Raw genomic sequence first — 23,709 nt, 5'->3', positions numbered from 1 at the left:
TAGTGACCGCCAGGTGAGCAAGCGCTTAGCGCAAGTAGGATGCGACCCATGTCCGCCCTCGTGCCTGCGAACCTGGTGCTCACCTCCGATATGCCGTGGTGGCCCAAGCCCAACACGGAGCTCTTCGGTGAGCCGACCGCTTTGCAGTGGATCGCCTTGACCTTGTGCTTCATCATCCCGCTGATTGGCTGGGCACTTCTCGCCCGGCAGGTCTCCCGGTTCGTGAAGTTGTACCGCCTCGGCCGGTCCGAGTCACGCACCGACCAGCCCGCCAAGCGGACGTGGACGCTGCTGCGTGAGTTCTTCGGGCACACGCGGATGTCGCGGCTGCCGGTCGTCTCGGTGGCGCACTGGTTCACCGCCTTGTCCTTCCTCATCCTCTTCACGACGCTGGTCAACGCCTTCTTCCAGCTCGTGCGCCCCGACTTCCGCCTGCCGATCATCGGGCACTTCCCGCCCTTCGAGTGGCTCATCGAGACCTTTGCCTGGGCCGGCTTCATCGGCATCATCGTGCTGATCATCGTGCGGCAGAAGGCGCACCCGAGGAACTCCGCGGGCATCGATGGGCGGCGCTCGCGCTTCTTCGGCTCGAACTGGTGGCAGGCCTACTACGTCGAGTTCACGATCTTCGCGGTCTGCCTGTGCATCGTCACGCTGCGCACCCTCGAGGCCGCGATGGTCGCCAAGATCGAGCCGGACGTCTCGATCGCGCTGCACTTCCCGCTGACCGGTTGGGCCAAGGGCCTTTGGATGGGCATGTCGCTCGAGACCATCGCCCAGGTCGTCTACTTCGTCGCGATGGTCAAGATCCTGATCTCCTTCGCATGGATGATCACCATCTCGCTCCAGCCGACGATGGGTGTCGCCTGGCACCGTTTCCTTGCCTTCCCCAACATCTGGTTCAAGCGCAACGCTGACGGCCGCACCGCCCTTGGCGCCCTGGAGCCGATGATGGTCGGCGACAAGCCCTTCTCCATGGAGGCCATGGAGGAGATGGATGAGGACGCGACGCTCGGCGTCGGCAAGGTCGAGGACTTCACCTGGAAGGGGCTGCTCGACTTCTCCACCTGTACCGAGTGCGGCCGTTGCCAGAGCCAGTGCCCGGCGTGGAACACCGACAAGCCGCTCTCGCCGAAGCTGCTCATCATGACCCTGCGCAACCACGCCAACGCCAAGGCGCCCTACTTGCGCGCGCTGAAGGACACCGACGGCGATGTCGAGAAGGCGATGGCGCAGGTCGCGATCCACCCCAAGACGAGCGAAGAGGACGCCGACGCCGCCATCAATTGGAGCGAGCTCTCCCTCATCGGTCAGACCGGCTACGACGTCGACCACCCGCTCACCGCCTACAGCTCGGTCGGTCCGGACGCCGTCATCGACGAGGACGTGCTGTGGTCTTGCACCACCTGTGGCGCCTGCGTCGAGCAGTGTCCGGTGGACATCGAGCACGTCGACCACATCGTCGACATGCGGCGCTACCAGAACCTCATCGAATCCGCCTTCCCGAGCGAACTCGGCGGACTCTTTAAGAACATCGAGTCCAAGGGCAACCCGTGGGGCATGGGCGCCAAGGCCCGCATGGACTGGGCGAAGGATCTCCCCTTCGATGTCAAGGTCCTCGGCGAAGACGTCGAGTCCGCCAAGGACGTCGACTACCTCTTCTGGGTTGGCTGCGCGGGCGCTTACGAGGACCGCGCGAAGAAGACCACGCGCGCCGTCGCCGAGCTCTTCGACATGGCGGGCGTCAACTTCGCCGTGCTCGGCAATGGCGAGACCTGCACGGGTGACTCCGCTCGCCGCGCCGGTAACGAGGTCCTCTTCCAGATGCTCGCCGAGCAGAACGTCGAGACCTTGAACGCCATGGACGCGACCAAGATCGTCGTGACCTGTGCGCACTGCTTCAACACGATCAAGAACGAGTACCCGCAGCTCGGCGGCAACTACGAGGTCCTGCACCACACCCAGTTGCTGAACCGCCTCGTGCGCGACAAGAAGTTGACCCCGGTCACGCGACCGAACCGCCCGCAGAAGTCGAGCCTGAAGAACGTCGCCTCGACCGCGTCGTCGGTGACCTACCACGACCCGTGCTACCTCGGTCGCCACAACCACGTCTACGCCCCGCCCCGCGAGCTCATCGGCGCCCTGCCCGGCGTGGAGCTGAAGGAGATGGAGCGCACCGGCGAGAAGTCCTTCTGCTGTGGCGCCGGTGGCGCCCGCATGTGGATGGAGGAGCAGCTCGGCTCGCGGATCAACGTCAACCGCACCGATGAGGCCATCGCGACCGGTGCCGAGCGCATCGCGGTCGGGTGCCCCTTCTGCCGCGTGATGCTGACCGATGGCCTCACCGCCCGCCAGAGCGAGGGCGCGAGCGAGGACATCGAGGTCGTCGACATCGCCCAGATGCTCCTGGCGTCGGTCAAGGAAGCTCCGGCCGAGGAAGAGGTCGAAGAGGCTGCCCCGGCGGCCACTCCGGCCGCGGCACCGGCGGCTCCTGCGGTTGCTGCTGCTCAGCAGAGCGCTGCCGCCGAGCCGAAGGGGGAAGCCCCCACGGCTGCCGACGCCAACGCTGCTCCCTCCTGGGAGGCGGACGCTTCGACGGCCAATGCTGCACCGTCATGGGAGGACGAGGCCCCGGCTGCGGCCAATGCCGCTCCCTCCTGGGAGACCGACACCGCCTCGGCGAACGCCGCTCCGTCGTGGGAGTCCGACCCGGCCCCGGCCGTGGCCGCCGCGCAAGAGAAGGCAGCAGAGAGCCCGTCGGCTGCTGACGCCAACGCCGCTCCCTCCTGGGAGACCGACACGGCCTCGGCCAACGCAGCCCCCTCGTGGGAAGACGAGTCGCCTGCAGCGGCAAACGCCGCACCGTCGTGGGAAACCGATGCCGCGTCGGCCAACGCCGCCCCCTCGTGGGAGGACGCCGCGCCCGCAGCACCGGCCAAGGACGACGCTCCGGCGCCAGCCGAGGACAGCCCGGCTGCGGCGAACGCCGCTCCCGCCTGGGAGACCGACGCGGCTACCGCCAACGCTGCTCCCTCGTGGGAGACCGAGGCCCCGGCAGCCCCTGCGTCCGACGATGAGGTGAGCGAGCCCAAGCCCGAAGACGGCGTGACCGAACAGCAAGAGGTCACCGGCTCGGGCACCCCCACCGAAGGCGAAATCACCGCGACCGAACCCGCCGCCGACGCACCCAGCGTCGCCGACACCACGGCCGCACCCGCCGACGACAGCCTCGCCGCGCAGAACGCCGCTCCCTCGTGGGAGACCGAGGTCGCTGCCGCCAACGCCGCTCCGTCCTGGGAAACCGAGGCGCCCGCCGCCCCGGCCGCACCCGCGGCCGAGCAGCCCGCAGCCGAGCAGCCCGCGGCAGACGATGAGGTGAGCGAGCCCAAGCCCGAAGAGGGCGTGACCGACCAGCAGGAGGTCACCGGCTCCGGCACCCCCACCGAAGGCGAAATCACCGCGACCGAACCCGCCGCCGACGCCCCCAGCGTCGCCGACACCGACGAACCCGAGCCCGCGCCCAGCGCGAGCGCCGATGGCGACGTCGACCTCGATGAGCTCCGCCGGCTGAACTCCAACCCCTCCTGGGAGTAGTCGCCAGGACGGACGAAGGGGGCTCGCGCCACATCGGGCGCGAGCCCCCTTCTCGCGCCGCGGGACCGAACTCGTGATGCGCCGGGCCCGCTCACCCGATCAGGCGGGACGGAAGAAGGACTCCACGAGTTCGGCGGGGACCTCCGCGAGCGAAGCGTGCTTCCAGCGCGGCGACTTGTCCTTGTCGACGAGCTGCGCCCGCACCCCTTCGCTGAAGTCGCCATCGCGCAACATGTGCTCGCTCACGATCGCATCGGTGTCGAGGACCTCGCGGACCGAGGAGGCCCGCGCGGCACGGCGCAGCGCAGCGAGGGTGACCGCGACGGAGAGCGGCGAGCGCTGCTCGATCAGGTCGGCTGCTTCGGCCGCCCGGACCGAATCGTGGGCCCGGAGCCGGTCGAGGATCTCGACGGGGTCATCACTGGCGTAACACTCATCGATCCAGGCGCGGTCATCGGCGAGAGAGGACGAAGGGGGAACAGATCCGAAGCCCTCCAGAGCCTTCCCCTCCGCAGCAGCACCGAGGAGCACCGGAAAGGAGTCCGAGGCGACTTGGCGATCGGCGAAACCGACGTAGATGGCATCCGAGCCGTCGATGGTCTGCCCGGTGAGAGCGATGTGGGTCCCAACCTCGCCGGGCGCGCGCGAGAGCAGGTACGTCGCCCCCACATCGGGGAAGAAGCCGATGACGGTCTCGGGCATCGCGACCTGCGAGCGCTCGGTGACGATCCGGTGCGTCGCGAAGATCGAGAGCCCGAGGCCCCCGCCCATCACGATCCCGTCCATCACGGCGATCACGGGTTTGGGGTAGTCGGCGATGAGCGCGTCGAGGTCGTACTCGTGCTTCCAAAAGTCGATCCCGCCGGTCGTCCCCGCCTCGTGGGCCTCGCGAACGGCACGGACGTCTCCTCCGGCGCAGAGCCCCCGCTCCCCCGCCCCTTGGATCACGATGATCTGGACGTCATCGTCCCTGCGCCACTGCTCCAATTGGGCAAGCATGGCGCGGACCATCGCCTCGGTGAGCGCGTTGATCGCGCGCGGGCGGTTCAGCATGACCCGCCCTGCGACGCCGTCGCGAGCGAAGAGGACCTCGTCGGTACCGGTGCTTCCAGGAGCGAAATCAACCATGCCCGAAACCTTGCCACACCCCCTTCGACGCGGGGTGCGTCCTAGGCGAGCCCTGCCTCCGAGAGGAACTCCTCGGCGACCTTCTTCGGGTCGGTCTTGTCGATGTCGGTGCGCTTCAGCAGATCTTGGAGGGTCTCGGTCGTCAGCGCTGCCGAGACCGCATCCAGCGCCGGGGTGACCTGGTCGGCCACGTTGTCGCGCACGAGCGGCACGACATTTTGCGAACCGAAGAGCTTCTTGTTGTCCTCGAGCACGACGAAGTTGTTCTCCGCGATCGCGGGGTCGGTACTGAAGATGTTTGCGGCGTCGACCTGCCCGTTCTTCAGTGCCTGCACGGTGGCCTGACCTGAGCGCAACGGCCGGAAGGAGGAGAACGTCACGCCGTAGACCTTCTCCAGACCCGGCACGCCCTGCTCGCGGGTGCGGAACTCCGGCTGCGCTGCCAGGGTCATCGATCCCGCGGCGTCCTTCAGATCGGCGATCGTCGTGAGCTTCTTGCTCTTGGCGGTCTCGTCGGTGACCACGATGCAGTCGACGTCCTCTGCGGCAGACTTCTTCAGGACCTTCAGCCCCGACGGCAGCGCCGAGGCGAGCGCCTCGTATGTCTTCTCCGGGTCGGTCTCGTTGAAGTCCTTGTTGTAGTAGATGGCGAGCGCGCCTGTGTACTCCGGCATCACCTGGATCTCGCCAGCCTCAAGGGCCTTCAGGTAGATCTCACGCGCGCCGATATTCGTCCGGGTCGACGCATCTACTCCCTTCGCGCGCAATGCCCCGGCGTAAATCTCGGCGAGGAGGACGGATTCGGAGAAGTCCGCCGACCCGACGACGACGCTCCCACCCCCGCCCTTGCCGTCCGCAGAGCTCTCGTTGAGTGGGTCGGAGTTGCCACCGCAGGCCGCGAGTGCCGCCACGGAGGCACCGCCGAGCGCGGCAGCGAGGATGGCGCGCCGGGCGGGGATCGGGGAAGGGGTCATGAGCGTGCTCCTGTCGTGAGGTCGGCCGGGGCTCGGCCGGTCTGCTCGGTCGGGGTTTTTTCTGCGGGAGAAGGGGGTTCGGCGCTGGCTTGGGTTCGGCCGGTGAGTCCGGGCGAGACCACCGAGCGCTCCAGCAGGGCGAGGAGCCCGTCGAGGACGAGGGCGAGGAGAGCGACGACGATCGCGCCCCCAGCGGTCATCGGATAGTCACGCACGGCAAGTCCGTCGATGATGAAGCGGCCCAGTCCCCCGAGGCCGACATAGGCGGCGATGGTCGCCGTCGCGACGACTTGGAGAATCGCCGCGCGGAGTCCGGAGAGGATGAGCGGGAGGGCACACGGGAGCTCCACGCTGCGCAGCACCTGCGGCCCGGTCATCCCGATCCCGACCGCGGCGTCGCGAGCCGCTGGGTCAACCGCCTCGACGCCGGCGTACGTGGCCGCGAGGATCGGTGGGATGGCGAGGATCACGAGCACGATGATGCTCGGGAGGACGAAGGCGGAGTCACCGCTTAAATACGGACCAAGCCAGAGCGTCAGCGCGAAGAGCAGACCGAGCGTCGGCACCGCGCGCAGCGCGTTGGCCAGGCTCACGGTCCACCGCCCGCGGCCGGTGTGTCCGACCCAGAGCCCGAGCGGCACCGCAATGGCGGCGGCGATCGCGACCACGACCGCGGTGTAGGTGAGGTGCTCGATCAGCCTGGAGCCCAAGCCATCCGGGCCGCTCCACGCGTCTGCGCTGGTCAGCCACTGCAGGATCCGCTCGATCATGTCGCGCCTCCGACCTGCGCCCGGCGCCAGGGCGTGAGCAGCCGCTCGCTGAGGCGGATCGCCCCATCGAAGGCGAGCGCCAGGAGCACGCTGGCGACGATCCCGGCGAAGAGGGCGCCCGGGATGGCCCGGTTGAAGCCATCGGTGAGCAACAGCCCGAGCTGGCGAGTCCCGATGATCGAGGCGACGCTGACGATGCTGACATTGCTGACCGCCGCGACCCGCAGGCCCGCCGCGATCACGGGCACGGCGAGGGGCAGTTCGACGGCGAGCACCCGCCGCCAGCGCGAGTAGCCCATCGCGGTCGCTGCCAGCGCGACATCATCGGGGACCGAGGAGAGCCCGTCGACCACCGTGCGCACAAGCAGGGCGATCGTGTAGAGCGTCATCGCGATCACGACATTGATCGGACTGAGGATCGGGGTGCCAAGGACGAGCGGCAAGATGACGAAGAGGGCGAGCGACGGGATCGTATAGAGCAGGCCGGAGGTCGTGAGGATCGCCGCTCGCGCCCGAGTCCAGCGGTGGGCGAACCAGCCGATGGGCAGGGCGAGGACGAGCCCGATCAAGAGCGGCAGCCCCGAGAGCCAGACGTGGGCGAGGGTGAGTTCCCAGATGTCACCCAGGTGGTCGAGGATCCAGGTCACGAGGACGCCACCGGTTCGGGCTCGCCCGGGTCACGAGCGGCGTCCGGCGTGCCAGCCTCGACGGCGGCGATGACCTCGGCCGCCCGGCAGGTACCCAGCAGCCGCCCATCGTCATCGACAATGACGCCGCGTCCGCTCGGCGACGACAGCGCCGCATCGAGCGCGGCCCTCATCGACCCGCCTTGCGCAGCAAGCGTGCCGCCGAGGACGAGATCGCTCTCGTGGAGGGGTGCACTCTCCCCCTTCCGTCGGTCGTCGCGGGCCCATCCGAGTGGTCGATCGTCGTGATCAACAACGAGGACCCAGCCGTCGCTCGTCGTTGGCGCGATCTCGCCCAGACGAGCGGACACCTCTTCGTGGACCGGGAAGTGCTGGGCAGTGAACCCCAGCGCGCGATAGCCGCGGTCGCGCCCCACGAAATCGGCCACGAATCCATCGGCGGGGTGGGTCAGCAGTTCGTGTGGAGTCGCGAGTTGCGCGAGGCGCCCCCCGACCCGCAGGACGGCCACCTGGTCACCAAGGCGAATCGCCTCATCGATGTCATGCGTGACGAAGATGATCGTCTTCCCCAGGTCGTCCTGGAGCCGAAGGAACTCGTCCTGCAGCTGGGCCCGCACGACGGGGTCGACAGCCGAGAAGGGCTCATCCATGAGCATCACCGGCGGGTCGGCGGCGAGCGCCCTCGCCACCCCGACGCGCTGCTGTTGCCCGCCGGACAGTTGGCTCGGGTAGCGCCGGGCGAGGGACGGGTCGAGGCCGACGAGCTCGAGGAGTTCGAGGGCGCGGGAGCGGGCCTTGGCGCGCGACCAGCCGAGGAGGAGGGGGACCGTGGAGATATTGCGCTCGATGTCGTGATGCGGGAAGAGGCCGCCGTGCTGGATCACATAGCCGATCCCCCGCCGCAACTCGGCCGGGTCACAGTCGAGGACGTCGCGTCCGTCGATCGTGATGGTCCCGGAGGTGCGTTCGACCATCCGGTTCACCATGCGCAAGGTGGTGGTCTTGCCGCACCCGGACGGGCCGACGAGGACGGTGATCTTCCCTTGTGGCGCGGTCAGGCTGAGGTCGTCAACAACCGTTGGACCATCGCCGTAACGCTTCGTGACTCCGTCAAGCGTGATCATCGAGCGGTCGCTCCCTTATTCGGCATGTAGACCCACGGTAACGGTGGTTCGGGTCGATGCCTCCCCCTTTGGGGTGCGGAAACGGGGCTGACGCTATGGGTCAATCCGGGCGAAGGGGGCGGCCGCTTCGAGTTCGTAGGCCAGTTCGAGCAGGATCCGCTCCGCACCACGACGCGCGGCGAACATGACGCCAATCGGCATCCCCTCGGGACTCTCACCGAGCGGAAGCGAGATCGCTGGCGCGCCTGCGGCGTTGTGCAGCGGGGTGAAGCAGGCGTAGGCGCGCAGCCGCTCGAGGTGAGTTTCGTACGGCAGATCGGCGCCGAGGTACCCGATCTGCGGGGTGGTGTGTGCGACGACGGGGCTCATCACCACGTCGAGAGCCCCGAGAGAGCGCTCATAAGCGCGCCCGCTCGCGCGGAGCCGGGCGATCGCCAGTGGCATCCGGTGCAGGCGGCGAGCCGCCTGAGCCGAGAGGCCAAGGGTGAGCGGATCGAGACGCGAGGCGTCAAAGCCCTCCCCCATCCGCTTCGGCCCGGTCCGATGGACCATGAAGGCGAGGAAGGCCCAGTAATCCTCGAAGTCGGTCTTAAACGACCGCGGCGTCGGCGAGTCGTGCGGCTCGACCTGGTGCCCGAGCGAGTCCAACAGGTCGGCCGACGCCTCGAGCGCAGCGCGCGTCGGTCCATCCGACGGCGGTCCGAGCGGACTATCGATCACGACCCCGACGCGGAGCCGGCGCGCGCCTGCTCCCTTCACCTCGCCGATGGGCTGAAGTTTGGGGTTGCGGTAGGTCTCCTCCAGGGCGGCGTGCAGGGCCGCGGTGTCGCGCACCGATCGGGTGAGGACGCCGCCGGAGACGATCGCGACGGGTAGACCATCGGTCCGCGGGTCGCCGAGGTGACGCCCACGGGTGGGCTTCAGGCCAACGAGTCCGCAGGCGGCGGCCGGGATCCGGATCGAGCCACCCCCGTCGTTGCCGTGCGCGATCGGCACCGCCCCCGCCGCGACCAGGGCGGCCGAACCCCCGGATGAACCGCCCGCGGAGCGCTCCAGGTCCCAGGGATTGCGGGTCACCCGATCTCCGGGGCGTTCGGTCGAGGCGGTCCAGCCGAAGGGGGGCATGGTGCTCGTCGCGACGGGGATCATGCCGGTCGCGTAGAGCTGTTTGGCGTAATCCCCGTCGATCGAGCGCGGGTGATCGCTCACGGCGTCCGACCCGAGGGTCATGCCTCGGCCTCGGGTCGTCAGATTGTCCTTAAGCGCCGCCGGCACTCCCCCGAAGACGCCGGCCAGCGCTCCCCCTTCGCGCCGCTTCGACGCCGCGCGGGCCCGCTCGAAGTCATCGCGCTGAACCGCCCCAAGCTGGGGTTCGACCCGCTCGATTCGAGCGATCGCGGCCTCGATGGCTTCGGCGGCGCTGATCTCACCGGAGCGGATGCGCTCGGCGACGCCCGTGGCGTCATCGCGCCCGAGCGCGTCATCGACGAAGGCGTGCACGCGGGTCTCCATGAGCGCCGACCCTACCGCCGCGTAACCTCGCGGCGCCGATCGGCCTGGGATGCAGAAGGTGCAGCGCACCGCACCCTTCCCACCCCACCTGGGTGAGCGGGATGCAGGAGGTGCCGCGCACCGCACCCTTCGCACCCCAGCCGAAGGGAGACGCCCTTAGAGCTCGACCTTGTTGAAGCGCTCGTGCGAGCGGCTCGCGGTCGGGCCGCGCTGACCCTGGTAGTGCGAGCCGTAGACCGCACTGCCATACGGGTTCTCGGCCGGGCTCGTGAGGCGAATGAAGCAGAGCTGGCCAATTTTCATCCCTGGCCAGAGCATGATCGGCAGGGTCGCGACATTGCTGAGCTCGAGCGTGACGTGCCCCGAGAATCCCGGGTCGACGAAGCCGGCCGTCGCGTGGGTCAGCAGCCCGAGCCGCCCGAGACTCGACTTTCCCTCGACCCGCGCGGCGAGATCATCGGGCAGGGTCACCGCCTCCAGGGTCGAGCCGAGGACGAACTCGCCGGGGTGCAGGACGAAGCCCTCGGCCGGGTCGACCTCGACCAAGCGGGTGAGGTCCGGCTGGTCAGCGGACGGGTCGATCACCGGGTACTTGTGGTTGTCGAAGAGGCGGAAGTACTTGTCCATCCGCACGTCGACGCTGCTCGGCTGGACCATCCCGGGGTCCCACGGATCGAGCACGACCCGCCCGGCGTCGATCTCGGCACGAATGTCACGGTCGGAGAGCAGCACGAGCGCCAACCTACCGAAGGGGGTGAAGGCCTGGGAGCCCTTGGTGGTCCCTGCTTCGGCGGGGCCGGTTGCCGCGATGAGCGCGGGCTGGGTTAGGATCTCGGCTGTCCCTTGGTCCACGACCGACCGAGGCTTGCCGGTGTAGCTCAATGGTAGAGCGCCAGCTTCCCAAGCTGGACACGCGGGTTCGATTCCCGTCACCGGCTCCAACGCTCGTTTCCGCAGGTCAGGCCCGGTCTATCGCGACCGGGCCTGATTTCTTCCCCCTTCGATTCGATGGATCTCACCGCCGCCGGTGACCGCCTCATACATCGAACGGGACGAAGGGGGCTCGCCCGTCAGGGAGTCGTCGGCCAGGTCGCGTACGCGCTCTCGAGATCCTTCAGCGATGTCCGAAGTTCGGTGATCATCCCGCGGCACTGATGTGCCTCCACCACCTTGGACGCACCGTTGAAGCACTCCTCATCGCCCGCCGAGAGCACTTCCTGCAGCGCCTCACGGGTCCGCGTCACCCGGTCCTTGATCTCGTCCGGTGGAGCGCCGAGCGCCGCTAGGTCCTGATCCACTCGCGTCGTCGCCTCATCGATGTCACCGACCGCGATGGCGCATCGGAGCAGGTCGTCCTCGGTCGCGATCTCGTCGCACCCACCAAGCGCCTCGACGTGTTTGGGCACCTCGGGAGCGGCGCGCGCCACCAGGGTCGTCCACGGCCCGGGGTCGCCGCTGGGCGCAGCGGCGGGCTCTGTCGACCCGCAGCCGGCCACCAAGAGCGCGCTCATCGCGATCGTCGCAAGGGTCCGCACTCCGGCACCTCCCCTCACCATCGCGTCCATCCGGGCGAGCGATTCGCCCTTCGCGATCCGTAACCGCTGCCGTCACCAGTGTGGCGTATCCGTCGTATGGTGAGCAGGTGAGCGCTCCGGTCCGTAGCCGCGTCTGGCGCCATGGCCGAGTGGAGGAAGTCGACCTCTCCCAAGCCGATCTCGACGCGCGCGTCCGCGATCCCGATTGCGTCGTCTGGGTGGATCTCGCCGATCCCGATCCCGCCACCTTGGCGCATCTGGGTCACGAGATCGGGATGAGCAGCGCCAGCATCGAAGATGCCCTCGCGCCCCTCGAACGCCCCAAGGTCTCTCGCCACCCGGACGGCATCGCCTTCGTCGCCTACGCGACCGACCTCGGCGGGCCTGCGCTCGATGGCGATGTCACCCACGGGCGGTTGCGGATGCGCCGCATCTCGGGCTTCGTCACCCCGACCGCGCTGGTGACGGTCCGGCCCGCAGACTTCCCCATCGACGGCGTGATCGAGCGCTGGGATAGCGACCCCGAACTCCTCGAACACGGCGTCGGCGCCCTCCTCTACGGCCTGCTCGATGCCCTGGTCGACGGCCACTTCGCGACCATCCAGCAACTCGATGACGCCATCGAAGGGATCGAAGACGCCCTCTTCGACGACACCCCGGGGCACACGCTGGTCCGCGATCTCTATGGCATCCGCAAAGACTTGGTGCGGCTCCGCCGGGTCGTGCTGCCGATGCGCGAAGTGGTGAACGCGCTGCTTCGCCACCGCACCACCGGGGATATCGAGCTCGATGCCTGGTACGACGACCTCTACGACCACGTCCTGCGCGCGGCGGAGTGGACCGAATCGCTGCGCGACATGGTGACCACCGTCTTCGAGACCAACCTCTCGCTCCAGGACCGCCGCCTCAATGTCGTGATGAAGCAACTCGCCGGGTGGGCGGCCATCATCGCCGTCCCGACGGCGATCACCGGGTGGTTCGGGCAAAACGTGCCCTACCTCGGCTTCGGCAAGCCCATCGGCGTGTGGATGAGCGTCATCGCGATCGTGCTGTCCTCGAGCGCGCTCTACCTGATCTTCCGTCGCCGCGACTGGCTCTGAGGTTTAGGCTTCCTCGTCGGGCGCATCCATCAGGCGCGACTCCCTTCCCTATGGATGAAAGGCACACTCGCATGGCCCTGTGGACGCTGCACGGCGACGGCTCGCTCAAACCCGGAGAGGTCGTCCGCCCCGGCGAGCGATTGAGTTGGGGCCGGACCGCCGGCCTCGGGGCGCAACACGTCGTCGCGATGTTCGGGGCGACCTTCGTCTTCCCGGTGCTGATGGGCCTCAACCCCCAGCTCGCGATCATGATGAGCGGTGTCGCGACGCTGCTCTTCCTCGCGGTCGTCAAAGGCCAGGTCCCGAGTTACCTCGGGTCGTCCGCGTCCTTCGTCGGTGTTGCGACCGCGATCTATGGGATGGGTGGGACGGCCTCGGACCTGACCGGCGCCCTCTTCGTCACCGGCGTCACCCTGGCCCTCTCCGGTGTGGTGATCCATTTGGCGGGAGCCGGAGTGATCCACGCGGTCCTTCCGCCCGCCGTGACCGGCGCCGTGGTCATGCTGATCGGCTTCAACCTCGCGCCCGTGGTCGCCAACGTGTATTGGCCGCAGGATCAATGGGTCGCTCTGGCGGTCATGCTCGTCGTGGTCCTGCTCAATGTCGGTGTGCGCGGCTTCATCAGCCGGATCGCCATCTTCCTCGCGCTGATTATTGGCTACGTCCTCTCCTTCATCCTCGACAAGACGATCGGTCAGATCACCTCCTTCAGCCCGGCTGCTGGCGAGGTCACGACCCACTTCCGGGTGGACTGGGCGGCGGTGCATGAGGCGTCCTGGTTCGGCCTGCCCCCAGCCAGCGACGCCGCCGCGGGAATCGTGGGATGGCACCTGCCGACCTTCAACGCCGCCGCGATCATCGTCGCCGTGCCCGTCGTCATCGCGCTCATCGCCGAAAACGCCGGGCACGTCAAGGCGGTTGCCGAGATGACCGGCGACAACCTCGACCCGATGATGGGCCGCGCGATCGCCGCCGACGGTCTCGGCTCGATGCTTGCCACCGGAGTCGGCGCCGGCCCCACCACGACCTACGCCGAGAACATCGGTGTCATGGCCGCCACGCGCGTGTACTCGACCGCCGCCTACGTGGTCGCGGCCCTCGTCGCGATCGGCTTCGGCTTCTCCCCGAAGATCGGCGCGATCATCTCCGCCACCCCCGGTGGCGTGCTCGGCGGGATCACCGTCGTCCTCTACGGCATGATCGGTCTGCTCGGGGCGAAGATCTGGAAGGAAAACCAGGTCGACTTCGGCAACCCGATCAACCTGGTCCCGGTCGGCGCGGGCCTGATCATCGGGATCGGCAACATCTCCTTGCACCTCGGCGACCTCGAGATCGGCGGCATCGCCTTCGGCACGATCGTGGTCATCGCCTTCTACCACCTCGCGCGCTTCATCGCCCCGCGCCACCTGCGCGACGAAGCCGGCGGGACCAACCTCATCTTGGACACGCCGCACATGTACGAAGCGGACGGACCGGACCCTGCCGAGGACGCCAAGCGCCCGTAGGCGGGCGGGCAGAGGCCCCCTCACCTGCGGATTCGATGTATTGCGCCGTCACTAGCGGCGGCGCAATACATCGAACCAAGGGGTCGAAGGGGGAATCGTCGCCCCTTCGATTGGGTAACGGTCCGAGGCGTTCGCCCGCAGCGCGTGCATACTGAAGGCGGATTTGCGGCGCGTCCTGCCCCGGCGGGCGCGCTGCGTTGTTGCAGGGAGGACTCGCACCACGATGAAGACGCGCACCAAGGTCCTGGTAGCGACCGCTCTGGCCATCCCCCTCGCGCTCGGCGCTGGGGCCGGCGCCTATGCGTCGCACTACCAGGACCGGGCGCTCCCGCGGACCTACGTCGGCGATCTCGACGTCAGCGGTCTGACCCGGGCCGAGGTAGCTGAGGCCATCCGCGAGCGCGCCGCCGAGACGACCATCGAGGTCAAGGGCCCGACCGGGTCGAAGAAGGCCAGCCTCGCCGATGTCGGATATACGATCGACATTGACGCCACCGTCGATCAGGTCCTGAGCAGCCACGACCTCGGCTCCTACGCGCGCGCCCCCTTCAACGATCGCACCATCACCACCGTGGCGACGCAGGATGAGCAGGCCCTCAGCACCTTCGTCTCCGGGCTGGTGCAAGAGGACGTGGCCGTCGCTAAGGACGCGACGGTCGTGCTCGCGAAGGACAAGCAAACCTTCCGGGTGAAGCCCGCGACCACCGGTCGAGCCGCCGACCCGAGCCCGGTCGACCAGGCCGCCGATGCCGCAGCGTCGAGCCTCACCTCGGGCTCCGCCACCGTGCGCATCACGACAGCCAAGCCCAAGATCTCGACGGCCGACGCGAAGGCGGCTGCGGACCGCGCCAACGCCATCGTCGCCCAGCCGGTCACGGTGACCGAGGGGACGCGGACCTTCACCGCGACCACGGAGCAGAAGGCGTCGTGGATCAGCCTCGATCAGACGCTGTCGCCGCGCTTCGACCAGACCAAGATCGCGACGTGGGTGACCACCTCGGCCAATGTCTCACCGATCGATGGGGCCCGTGATGTCACGTCCACCGGCAAGGTGTTGAAGGTGGTCACCGAAGCCCGGGACGGGGTCAGCGTCACCAACGCCGATGCCCTCGCCAAAGACATCGCTGAGGACCTGGGCGCGGACCACGCGAGCGCGGTGACGGCCCAGGTCAAGGCCACCCCCGCGAAGTGGACCGAACGCAAACTCGCCCCCGGGGCCGAAAAACTTGCCTACCCTGCGGTCGACGGCGAGAAGTGGATCGACGTCAACCTCTCGGCGCACACGATGTCGGCTTATGTCGGGGGGAAGCGGGTGTACGGGCCGATCGCGATGGTCCACGGCGCCCCAGCGACGCCAAGCGATATCGGCACCTTCCGGATCTTCATGAAGAACCCGAAGATGACGATGCGCGGGAGCAATGCCGACGGCTCCGACTACGAGACGCCGGACGTCCCATGGTCCTCGTTCTACAACGGCGGCGAGGCGCTCCACGGCGCCTACTGGCGCAGCACTTGGGGTTACGCGGCCTCACATGGCTGCATCAACTTGCCGATCTCGGTCGCGAAATGGGTCTATGACTTCGCCCCGATCGGCACCCCGGTCGTCGTCCACAACTGATCGCGAAGGGGCGGCCCGCGCCCCGGACGCGGAAAATGCCACTGGACGCGGATCTATCCGCGTCCAGTGGCATTTTCCCAGCCCGCCTGACCGTCCCGACCGCCGCGCCCAACAGCGGCCCGAAGGGCGGAACTGGGCTCCCCCACCGGGGACCGTTCGGGGATCAGTCGCGGCGGGCCAGTCGACCTGGGCAGTGGGCGAGCGCTAGCCCACCTCTTCGACCGGTGGCTCGCCCGTCCACCAGTCGCCAGAGTCGGCCTCGTCTCGCGACCGAGCGCGTACGGCGACCCATACTTCGACGGCGATCGCCAAGACGACGGCGACGGCCGTGATGCCGAGGACCCACCCGAGCATTCCGCTCACCGTGTAGGCGCCGTACCCGGGACCGCTCATGAGGCGCGGGAGCGCCCCGAAGACGGCGGCCGGAACGACCGCTACCGCCGTCAGCGGTGAAGCGCCGCGCACGACGATCCACGACAGCACCATCAGGCCCGCGCCCACCGGCAGCCCGACCGCCATCGGGTCGACGTCCCCGGCCTCGCCACCCAGGCCGTAGGCCGAGAGCCACTCGGCGGATTGCGATCCGTAAAAGAGCGCCACTGACGACACCGCCGCCAAGAGGATGCCGACGACGGCGAGGACCGGCCGAGACCGTACGAGCCAGGCGACCCCGGCAAAGCCGATCACCGCCACGAGCAGGGCACCCAGCACGATGAGATCGAACATCAAGCTGGTGAGGGCGAAAGCGGGGAGGAGAACGAACCAACTACTAAGGCCCGCGGCCGTGCGCACCGCTGAGGAGGTCCCGCTATGGGGACTGACCGGGGTCGCAGCCGGAGGGGTGACACCTACTTCGCTGGCGCTCGGATCCGTCCTGATCGTCGTGGCGTGCGATGGGTCGTCGCCAGTCCAGTCCCGCCGAGGCGGCGCTGCCGGCTGCGCCTCCATCGTCTGGGTGGCCGAGACGTCCCAGTCGCTGGCCGCGGGTGATTCCGCCGCACGACCACCCAGATCGACCGCGCTCGGCGCACCCTGGCGGGCTCCGCACATCCCGCAGAAGGCGCCCTCAGCGAGGGCGCCGCAAGAACCGCAATAGGCCACCGGTTGCTCCCTTCGCCCTAGCCGCCAGCGAACCAGGTCCGGCCCTGCCCTGCCAACTAGGGGCGGGTCAACAGATCTGTGGACTCCCGAGCAGTAGCGAAGCGAGAGATGGTGGTCTCATGCGACGCCTGCGCCTCACCGCGATTGCCCTCACTGCGACGGCCTCGGTGGTGATGCTCACTGGCTGCATCGGCGTCTCGCAAGATGACCTCGACAAGGCCCGGGCGGAAGGCGCCGCCTCGGCGTCGCAGGAGCAGAGCGCCGCGACGCCAGTCCCAACGGTGGCCCAGTCCCCTGCGCCATCGCCGTCGACCACCACGCCCTCGTCCACCGCTCAACGCGCGCCGGCCGGAAGCACCGAGTGCTCGTCGACCATCTCGGTCAATGGCTCGACCAGTTGCTCCTTCGCGCAGAACGTTGCCGACGCGTACTTGAGCGAAGGGGGCGGTAACCGCACTGTCTCGGCGTACAGCCCGATCACCAACCAGTGGTACACGATGAGCTGCACCGGGGGCGTCACCACCGTTTGCAAGGGCGGCAATAATGCCGTTGTCTACCTCAGGTGACTCGCCGCCTCACGCTCAGCGCCCTCCTCATTTGCCTGATCGCGCTCACGACCGCCTGCGGCATCCCGACCTTGCCCGAGGAGACAGCGAGCAGCCCGCGCGGCACCGCGTCCGCACCGCACACCTCACCGAGCAGCACCTCGACCAAGCCCGCGACGAAGTCCACGAGCGCAACGGCGACGAAGCGCGCCTCGAAGACCGCGAGATCTAAGCCGCCCACCACGTCGTCGGACCCGCAGACCACGCCTAAGGCCGTCCCGACGAAGGGCGGTAAACCGGCCTCCTCCTTCGCCGAGCTCGCCGCCTCTCGCGGCGGGCAAATCGGGATCGCGTGGACCGACCTCGGTGGCCGGGGCAACATCCACACGGCGGGGTCGTGGAGCAGCGGCCCGGCGTGGTCGACGATGAAGGTCCCCGTGGCGATCGCGGTGCTCCGCCAGAACGGGTCGACCAACGACCAGATGCGGGCGGCGATCACCCGCAGCGACAACACCGCCGCGATGGGCCTCTGGCGTCAGTTGGGATCGCCCCAGCAGGCCGGCGCGAAATCCCAACAGGTCCTCGCCCGCGCTGGCGACACGGCGACGACGGTCCAGACCACCGTGACGAGGGCAGGCTTCACCCCCTTCGGCCAGACGAACTGGTCCCTCACCTCGCAGGCCCGCTTCATGGCAGGGGTTGCCTGCCAGCAGGACGCCGCGCCCGTCATCTCCCTTATGGGGCAGATCTCCCCGGACCAGCGGTGGGGGCTCGGGCGAATCCCCGGGGTGGTGGGCTTCAAAGGCGGGTGGGGTCCCGGGCCCGACGGCCGGTATCTCGTGCGGCAGATGGGCGTGATCCGCTCGCCGAAGGGGGGCCAGATCGCGATCGCGATCGCCTCGGCTCCGGCGAGCGGCAGCTTTGACGGCGGTGTCAGCGACCTCAACGCGATCGCCGACTGGATCAGCTCTCGCGACGACCTCGGTGGCCGCCGGAGCTGCTGATGTCGCGGCTACGCCGGCGAGTCCGCGTCGACCGCCCGATCCGGCTGCTCGGTGATCACGTGGAAGGCGACGCCGGCGGCCAGGAGCAGGCCGATCACGAGGGCCGCGATGCCGACCGATGACGCGAAGTACGCGGCGACGAAGTAGAGCACGCTCAGCAGGACCGACAGGATGAAGGTGCGCCGGTTCCCTTCGAGTGGGTGGCGCAGGACGGCCAGGGTGAGGGTAAAGACGGCGAGATAGATGGCCAGGGCCATCGACACGAGCCGCGGCGTGCCGTGCCCCTGCCCCTGGGTGACGTCAACGCCAGCCGCGATGGCCGACCCCACTGCCGCAAGCGCACCGAAGATCAGCAGGTGGCCGTAGCCGAGCACCCACTGCTTCGTTGGCTGGCTCATCAAATCCCCGTGATCCCACCGGAAGTACCACCACCACACCGAGAAGACGATAAGCAGACCGCCGCCGATGAGGCAGGCGAGGTCGCTCGTCCATCCCGCTCCCTCGGCGCCCGCACCGATCGCCCCCTGCACGGCGCCGGTGACCGACAGGACCTGCTCGCCGAGGACGATGATGGTGAGCAAGGCGTACCGCTCGGCCATGTGGTGCGGGTGGAAGGGGGTCCTCCCGCGCCGCTCGGCGAGGACGGGCACGAGGAGTTCTAGACCCATGAGAATCACGAAGGTGGGGCCGAACCAGGCCTCATCGTGGATCCAAAGGCGTGCGATCCACAGGACCTGAAGGACCGAGATCCCCGTGGCATAGGTGAGGCAGGTGGCCCGCCGCTGCGGATCCCCCTTCGCCGCCCGAAGCCACAGCCCAACCATGCCGACACGCATGATCACGTAGCCCGCGACCGCAATGACGCTCTGGCTGTCGTCAAACATGTCGGGGATTCCGGCGGCCATCACCAGGACGCCGACCATGATCACGAAGGTGAGCAAGCGGAAGACGACGTCATCGTTGTCGTAGGCGGAGGCGTACCAGGAGTAGTTCATCCACGCCCACCAGATGACGGTGAAGGTCATGGCGAACCCGAGCGCATCCCCGAGGTGACCTTCGGCAAGGCCGTGATGCAACTGGACTCCGACGGCCGCGATCGCGACGACGAAGGTGAGGTCAAAGAAGAGCTCAAGGGTGGTGGCGACGCGGCCGCTCTCGTGCGGGTCGCGGGCGCGGATCGCGCGCAGCACCGGAGTGGTGTTGGGTTGACTCACCGGCCCATTATTGGCCCCGCCCTGGGCCAGCCGCATGGGCACGTGTGTTTGGCCACTTGACCCCATCCCGTCTTGCGGAAGGGGGGTCGCGCGTCACATGCTGTGGGGAGCGGTCAGTGAGCGCTTGCTTAGTCGTGGGATTGTCCTGTGGCACAAGCCCGTTCACCAACCGAAGACCAATCCCTCAAGCACGGCCAGGAGACACCCAACGATGGGTCACTACAAGAGCAACCTGCGCGACATCGAGTTCAACCTCTTCGAGGTCTTCAATCGCCAGGAGGTGCTGGGCACCGGACTGTACGAAGATTTCGACGCCGATGCGGCCAAGGACGTGCTGGGCGAGGTGGCTCGCCTGGCCGAAAACGAGCTCGCCGAGAGCCTGCTCGATTCCGACCGCAACCCCCCGGTCTACGACCCTGCGACCTACTCGGTCGCGATGCCCGAGTCCTTCAAGAAGTCCTACAAGGCCTACATCGATGGCGGCTGGGGCAGCCTCGACACCCCCGTCGAGCTCGGCGGCATGATCGTTCCCCCGTCGGTCCGCTGGAGCCTCGCCGAACTGGTCTGTGGGGCCAACCCGGCCATCCACATGTTCGCTGCTGGCTACGCCTTCGCGAATCTCCTCTACTACCTCGGCAACGACGAGCAGAAGAAGCTCGCGCAGCACATCGCCGACAAGGGCTGGCACTGCACGATGGTGCTCACCGAGCCGGACGCCGGCTCGGATGTCGGTGCGGGCCGGACCAAGGCTCAGGACAACGGCGACGGCACCTGGAACATCACCGGGGTCAAGCGCTTCATCACCTCCGCCGAGTCGGACATGACCGACAACATCGTCCACTTCGTCCTCGCTCGCCCCGAAGGCGCGGGTCCCGGCACCAAGGGCCTCTCCCTCTTCATCGTGCCGAAGTACCACGTCGACCTCGAGACCGGTGAGCTCGGCGAGCGCAACGGCGCCTACGTCACCAACGTCGAGCACAAGATGGGCCTGAAGGTCTCGACGACCTGCGAGGTCACCTTCGGGGAGAAGGAGCCGGCCGTCGGCACGCTCCTTGGCGACGTCCACGACGGCATCGCCCAGATGTTCAAGGTCATCGAAAACGCCCGGATGTTCGTCGGCACCAAGGCGATCGCGACCCTGTCGACTGGGTACCTGAACGCGCTCGAGTACGCCAAGGAGCGCGTCCAGGGCGCCGACCTCACCCAGATGACCGACAAGGACGCCCCGCGCGTCACGATCACGAACCACCCGGACGTGCGCCGCTCGCTCATGCTGCAAAAGGCCTACGCCGAGGGCCTGCGCGCGCTCGTCATCTACACCGCGGTCCAGCAGGACGTCATCGCGATGGCCCAGGGCGGCAACGCTGCTGCGCCCATCGAAGAGGGCTCCGAGGCCGAGATGGCCAACCGGGTCAACGATCTGCTCCTGCCGATCGTCAAGGGCCTCGGTTCCGAGCGCGCCTGGGTGCTCCTTGGGACCGAGTCGCTGCAGACCTTCGGCGGCTCCGGCTTCCTCCAGGAGTACCCGCTGGAGCAGTACGTCCGCGACGCCAAGATCGACACCCTCTACGAGGGCACCACGGCGATCCAGGGCATGGACTTCTTCTTCCGCAAGATCATCCGCGACAAGGCCCAGGCCCTCGGCAACATCGCCATGCAGATCCAGGCGTTCGCGCAGGATGTCGACGCGCAAGATGGCGCTTTGAAGAAGGAGCGCGCGCTCCTCGGCAAGGCGCTCGAAGACGTCCAGGGCACCCTCGGTGCCATGGTCGGCAACCTGATGAAGTCCGACCCGCGCCAGGACGGTGGCGACGCCTCCAACTTGTACAAGGTCGGCCAGAACACCACCCGCTTCCTCCTCGCCGCCGGTGACCTCGTCGTCGGCTGGCTGCTCCTGCGCCAGGCCGAGGTCGCCGTCGCGGCGCTCGCCGCGGGCGCCGAGGGCAAGGAGAAGGACTTCTACACTGGCAAGGTGGCCGCGGCCTCCTTCTTCGCCACCCAGGTGCTCCCGCGCCTCGCGGCGGAGCGGGCGATCGCCGAGGCGACCGACAACGCCCTGATGGAGGTCCCGGAGTCGGCTTTCTGATCCGCTGGTTTTCACCCGCGAAGGGGGTCGCGCGCCGTCTCGGCGGGCGGCCCCCTTCGCTTCGCGCCGCCCCGGTTATCGCCAAGCGCCCCAGCAATAACCGCGCCTGGCGACCGTTCCTGCGACGCACGCCACACCGTCCGCCCGACGGTGATCGAATCGTGACGGCCGCGCCTCCGCTCTGAAGGCGCAGGTCAGGGGCATTGCGGATTACCTTGGGCACCATGGACCATCCCGCTAACGATCCGCGCCCGACCGATCCCTCTGGCCCCACGGCGGCACCCGCTGGCGGAGCAGGGGTCGCCCGGGCCAAGCGCCTCCTGCGCGAAGCCGGCCAAGCTGGGGTGTACCCGCACGGAGTGCACCCCGCACTCGTGCCCGGGGTCTCGGTCGACGATCAGCGCTACGACTACCGCACCGACCGGGTCGTCATCGGAGTCGTCGCGGCGACGATCGTCTCGTTTGTGGCGTGGGGTTTCATCGACACCGAGGGCCTCTCGAGCGCTTCCGAGGCTGCCCTGAACTTCGTCACCACCTACTTCGGATGGTTCTTTAGCCTGCTGGCCTCGGTCGTCCTCTTCTACATGCTCGCGATCGGGTTCAGTCGGTATGGCCGCATCCCGCTCGGCCTCGATGGCGAGAAGCCGGAGTTCTCCACCTTCTCGTGGGTCGCGATGCTCTTCGCGGCCGGAATGGGGATCGGGCTGCTCTTCTTCGGGCCGTACGAGCCGATGCAGCACTACCTCGAGCCGCCGCCGGGCACGGTCGACCCCGAGACGCGCGCGGCGATGCACCGCTCGCTGGTCCAGACGATCTTCCACTGGGGCCCGCAGGCCTGGGCGATGTATGCCCTCGTCGGCGCGACCGTGGCCTACGGCGCCTACCGGCGAGGCCGCACGATCCTGATGAGCTCGATTTTCGAGCCCCTCATCGGGCGCGAAGGGGTCCGCGGCGCCCGCGGCCGATTGATCGACATCTTCGCGATCATCGCCACCCTCTTCGGCACCGCCGCTTCCCTGGGGATCGGGGCCCTCCAGATCGGTCGGGGCGTGCAGATCGTCGGCGGGCTCGACACGGTGAGCAACACGCTTCTCATCGCGATCGTCGTGGTGCTCACCGTCGTGTTCATCGTCTCGGCCGTGAGCGGCGTGGCGAAGGGGATCCGCTACCTGTCGAACACCAACATGACCTTGGCGCTCATCATGGCCTTCTTCGTCTTCATCGCCGGCCCGACGCTGTTCCTCATCAACATCATCCCGAGCGTCATCACCGGGTACTTCCAGGAGATGTTCGCCCTGATGTCGTACTCGGCAAGCCAAGGAGAGGCCGAGGCCGCGTTCCTGAAGGGCTGGACGACCTTCTACTGGGCGTGGTGGGTGTCGTGGTCCCCCTTCGTCGGGATCTTCATCGCCAAGATCTCGCGCGGTCGGACCCTGCGCCAGTTCGTCTGCGTCGTCGTACTCGTGCCGTCGCTTGTCTGCCTGATCTCGTTCGCGATCTACGGCGGCACCTCAATGTGGATGCAGGAGCAGGGTCAAGCCGACGTAGCGAGCGCCCCGAACGCCCAGGACTCCCTCTTCGTCCTGCTCGACGCGCTTCCGCTCTCGGCGATCACCCCCTTCGTCGTGGTCTTCATGCTGACTGTCTTCTTCGTGACGAGCGCCGACTCCGCGTCGGTCGTGATGGGAAGCCTCGCCCAGCGGGGCCGGTCCACGCCGTCGAACCCCGTCGTGATCATGCTCGGGCTCTTCCTCTCGGCGATCGCCGTCGTCATGCTGCTGATTGGTGGTCAGTCGGCGCTCGAGGGGATGCAGAACCTGATCATCGTCTCCGCCCTGCCCTTCGCCGTCGCGATGGTCGTGATGATGGTCGCCTTCACCAAGGATCTGCGGAACGACCCGGCCGCCATCCGTACCCGCTACGCGCGCTCGGCCATGGATCAGGCGGTGCGAGAAGGGGTGCGCCGTCACGGCGATGACTTCGTCCTGACGGTCACGAGCGCCGAAGAGGGTCAAGGCGTCGGGGCGGACTACGACTCCGAATGCGCCGAGGTGACCGATTGGTACCAGCGCCGCGACGAGCACGGGAACCCCATCGAGTACGACTACGAAGAGGGCCAGTACGTCGCCTCCCAGGAGGACACCGCTCATGAGACCCCGCAGGGGCGCGAGGTGCCGACCAAGGATGGTCAGCGCCACGAAAGCGACGAGACCTAGGAAGGGCGACGGCGCGGCAGTCGTCGCGCGAGGTGA

General features: G+C 68.1%; 18 protein-coding genes and 1 tRNA gene. 9 read left to right on the top strand and 10 right to left on the bottom strand.

Annotated features, from left to right (window positions below; genetic code table 11):
* Nucleotides 1-48: 48 nt before the first annotated feature.
* Nucleotides 49-3,594: a heterodisulfide reductase-related iron-sulfur binding cluster gene (locus AB8K43_RS01850; RefSeq protein WP_370890767.1), complete on the top strand. Its 3,546-nt coding sequence runs from the start codon at nt 49-51 to the stop codon at nt 3,592-3,594.
* 99 nt (nt 3,595-3,693) lie between these two features.
* On the opposite strand, the gene AB8K43_RS01845 is transcribed toward AB8K43_RS01850, so the two are convergent.
* The 7 genes from AB8K43_RS01845 to dcd all read right to left on the bottom strand — a co-directional run bounded on the left by AB8K43_RS01845 (nt 3,694) and on the right by dcd (nt 10,481).
* Complete coding sequence (locus AB8K43_RS01845) at nt 3,694-4,722, bottom strand: enoyl-CoA hydratase/isomerase family protein (RefSeq protein WP_370890765.1); 1,029 nt, start codon at nt 4,720-4,722, stop codon at nt 3,694-3,696.
* Nucleotides 4,723-4,763: 41 nt separating this feature from the next.
* On the bottom strand, nt 4,764-5,696 hold the full coding sequence (locus AB8K43_RS01840; RefSeq protein ID WP_370890763.1) for an ABC transporter substrate-binding protein: 933 nt from the start codon (nt 5,694-5,696) through the stop codon (nt 4,764-4,766).
* The gene (locus AB8K43_RS01835; RefSeq protein WP_370890761.1) at nt 5,693-6,466 is read right to left on the bottom strand and encodes an ABC transporter permease; all 774 of its coding nucleotides are present in this window, start codon (nt 6,464-6,466) and stop codon (nt 5,693-5,695) included. The genes AB8K43_RS01840 and AB8K43_RS01835 overlap by 4 nt, the downstream gene beginning before the upstream one ends.
* Nucleotides 6,463-7,113, bottom strand: coding sequence for an ABC transporter permease (locus AB8K43_RS01830; protein ID WP_370890758.1), 651 nt, complete (start codon nt 7,111-7,113; stop codon nt 6,463-6,465). Before AB8K43_RS01830 ends, AB8K43_RS01835 begins: the two co-directional genes overlap by 4 nt.
* Entirely contained in the window at nt 7,110-8,237 is a 1,128-nt protein-coding gene (locus AB8K43_RS01825) for an ABC transporter ATP-binding protein (RefSeq protein WP_370890756.1), read from the bottom strand. Before AB8K43_RS01825 ends, AB8K43_RS01830 begins: the two co-directional genes overlap by 4 nt.
* 93 nt (nt 8,238-8,330) lie before the next feature.
* On the bottom strand, nt 8,331-9,749 hold the full coding sequence (locus AB8K43_RS01820; RefSeq protein ID WP_370890754.1) for an amidase: 1,419 nt from the start codon (nt 9,747-9,749) through the stop codon (nt 8,331-8,333).
* A 156-nt stretch (nt 9,750-9,905) separates the two neighbouring features.
* Complete coding sequence (gene dcd / locus AB8K43_RS01815; RefSeq protein ID WP_370891188.1) at nt 9,906-10,481, bottom strand: dCTP deaminase; 576 nt, start codon at nt 10,479-10,481, stop codon at nt 9,906-9,908.
* 135 nt (nt 10,482-10,616) lie between these two features.
* On the opposite strand from dcd, the gene AB8K43_RS01810 reads away from it, so the two are divergent.
* Nucleotides 10,617-10,690: transfer RNA gene (locus tag AB8K43_RS01810), tRNA-Gly, on the top strand.
* A 129-nt stretch (nt 10,691-10,819) separates the two neighbouring features.
* On the opposite strand, the gene AB8K43_RS01805 is transcribed toward AB8K43_RS01810, so the two are convergent.
* Entirely contained in the window at nt 10,820-11,284 is a 465-nt protein-coding gene (locus AB8K43_RS01805; RefSeq protein WP_370890753.1) for a hypothetical protein, read from the bottom strand.
* Between the two features lie 107 nt (nt 11,285-11,391).
* Here AB8K43_RS01805 and AB8K43_RS01800 point away from each other — a divergent pair, with 107 nt between their 5' ends.
* From AB8K43_RS01800 to AB8K43_RS01790, 3 genes are all read left to right on the top strand, one after another.
* Nucleotides 11,392-12,384 (top strand): magnesium transporter CorA family protein, encoded by a 993-nt coding sequence (locus AB8K43_RS01800; RefSeq protein ID WP_370890751.1) that lies wholly within the window; start codon nt 11,392-11,394, stop codon nt 12,382-12,384.
* 71 nt (nt 12,385-12,455) lie between these two features.
* Nucleotides 12,456-13,889, top strand: a complete 1,434-nt coding sequence (locus AB8K43_RS01795) for a uracil-xanthine permease family protein (protein WP_370890749.1) — start codon at nt 12,456-12,458, stop codon at nt 13,887-13,889.
* Between the two features lie 223 nt (nt 13,890-14,112).
* Nucleotides 14,113-15,507: a L,D-transpeptidase family protein gene (locus AB8K43_RS01790; protein ID WP_370890747.1), complete on the top strand. Its 1,395-nt coding sequence runs from the start codon at nt 14,113-14,115 to the stop codon at nt 15,505-15,507.
* 204 nt (nt 15,508-15,711) lie between these two features.
* On the opposite strand, the gene AB8K43_RS01785 is transcribed toward AB8K43_RS01790, so the two are convergent.
* Nucleotides 15,712-16,233 carry a hypothetical protein gene (locus AB8K43_RS01785; protein WP_370890746.1) on the bottom strand — a complete coding sequence of 174 codons (522 nt, stop codon included), beginning with the start codon at nt 16,231-16,233 and terminating at the stop codon, nt 15,712-15,714.
* Nucleotides 16,234-16,727: 494 nt separating this feature from the next.
* On the opposite strand from AB8K43_RS01785, the gene AB8K43_RS01780 reads away from it, so the two are divergent.
* Nucleotides 16,728-17,174: a hypothetical protein gene (locus tag AB8K43_RS01780; RefSeq protein WP_370890745.1), complete on the top strand. Its 447-nt coding sequence runs from the start codon at nt 16,728-16,730 to the stop codon at nt 17,172-17,174.
* Nucleotides 17,171-18,157 carry a hypothetical protein gene (locus tag AB8K43_RS01775; protein ID WP_370890744.1) on the top strand — a complete coding sequence of 329 codons (987 nt, stop codon included), beginning with the start codon at nt 17,171-17,173 and terminating at the stop codon, nt 18,155-18,157. The genes AB8K43_RS01780 and AB8K43_RS01775 overlap by 4 nt, the downstream gene beginning before the upstream one ends.
* 8 nt (nt 18,158-18,165) lie before the next feature.
* Here AB8K43_RS01775 and AB8K43_RS01770 read toward each other — a convergent pair whose 3' ends face one another.
* Nucleotides 18,166-19,371 (bottom strand): low temperature requirement protein A, encoded by a 1,206-nt coding sequence (locus AB8K43_RS01770; RefSeq protein ID WP_370890743.1) that lies wholly within the window; start codon nt 19,369-19,371, stop codon nt 18,166-18,168.
* Between the two features lie 211 nt (nt 19,372-19,582).
* Between AB8K43_RS01770 and AB8K43_RS01765 the strand changes: the two genes are divergently transcribed.
* Together AB8K43_RS01765 and AB8K43_RS01760 are read left to right on the top strand one after the other, a co-directional pair.
* Complete coding sequence (locus AB8K43_RS01765; RefSeq protein ID WP_370890742.1) at nt 19,583-21,457, top strand: acyl-CoA dehydrogenase; 1,875 nt, start codon at nt 19,583-19,585, stop codon at nt 21,455-21,457.
* 224 nt (nt 21,458-21,681) lie between these two features.
* Entirely contained in the window at nt 21,682-23,673 is a 1,992-nt protein-coding gene (locus tag AB8K43_RS01760; protein ID WP_370890741.1) for a BCCT family transporter, read from the top strand.
* Nucleotides 23,674-23,709 lie beyond the last annotated feature (36 nt).

The sequence above is a fragment of the Janibacter sp. GXQ6167 genome, from assembly GCF_041365945.1.
GTDB lineage: Bacteria > Actinomycetota > Actinomycetes > Actinomycetales > Dermatophilaceae > JBGFSK01.
Note: the sequence above shows the minus strand (reverse complement) of the source record. Positions and strands in the feature narration are given on the sequence as shown.

Bases quoted from the DNA above. Each gene is read 5' to 3' on its own strand.
- AB8K43_RS01850 (WP_370890767.1), top strand. From the start codon at position 49: ATGTCCGCCCTCGTGCCTGCGAACCTGGTGCTCACCTCCGATATGCCG.
- AB8K43_RS01845 (WP_370890765.1), bottom strand. From the start codon at position 4,722: ATGGTTGATTTCGCTCCTGGAAGCACCGGTACCGACGAGGTCCTCTTC.
- AB8K43_RS01840 (WP_370890763.1), bottom strand. From the start codon at position 5,696: ATGACCCCTTCCCCGATCCCCGCCCGGCGCGCCATCCTCGCTGCCGCG.
- AB8K43_RS01835 (WP_370890761.1), bottom strand. From the start codon at position 6,466: ATGATCGAGCGGATCCTGCAGTGGCTGACCAGCGCAGACGCGTGGAGC.
- AB8K43_RS01825 (WP_370890756.1), bottom strand. From the start codon at position 8,237: ATGATCACGCTTGACGGAGTCACGAAGCGTTACGGCGATGGTCCAACG.
- AB8K43_RS01820 (WP_370890754.1), bottom strand. From the start codon at position 9,749: ATGGAGACCCGCGTGCACGCCTTCGTCGATGACGCGCTCGGGCGCGAT.
- AB8K43_RS01795 (WP_370890749.1), top strand. From the start codon at position 12,456: ATGGCCCTGTGGACGCTGCACGGCGACGGCTCGCTCAAACCCGGAGAG.
- AB8K43_RS01790 (WP_370890747.1), top strand. From the start codon at position 14,113: ATGAAGACGCGCACCAAGGTCCTGGTAGCGACCGCTCTGGCCATCCCC.
- AB8K43_RS01785 (WP_370890746.1), bottom strand. From the start codon at position 16,233: ATGTTCGATCTCATCGTGCTGGGTGCCCTGCTCGTGGCGGTGATCGGC.
- AB8K43_RS01780 (WP_370890745.1), top strand. From the start codon at position 16,728: ATGCGACGCCTGCGCCTCACCGCGATTGCCCTCACTGCGACGGCCTCG.
- AB8K43_RS01765 (WP_370890742.1), top strand. From the start codon at position 19,583: ATGGGTCACTACAAGAGCAACCTGCGCGACATCGAGTTCAACCTCTTC.
- AB8K43_RS01760 (WP_370890741.1), top strand. From the start codon at position 21,682: ATGGACCATCCCGCTAACGATCCGCGCCCGACCGATCCCTCTGGCCCC.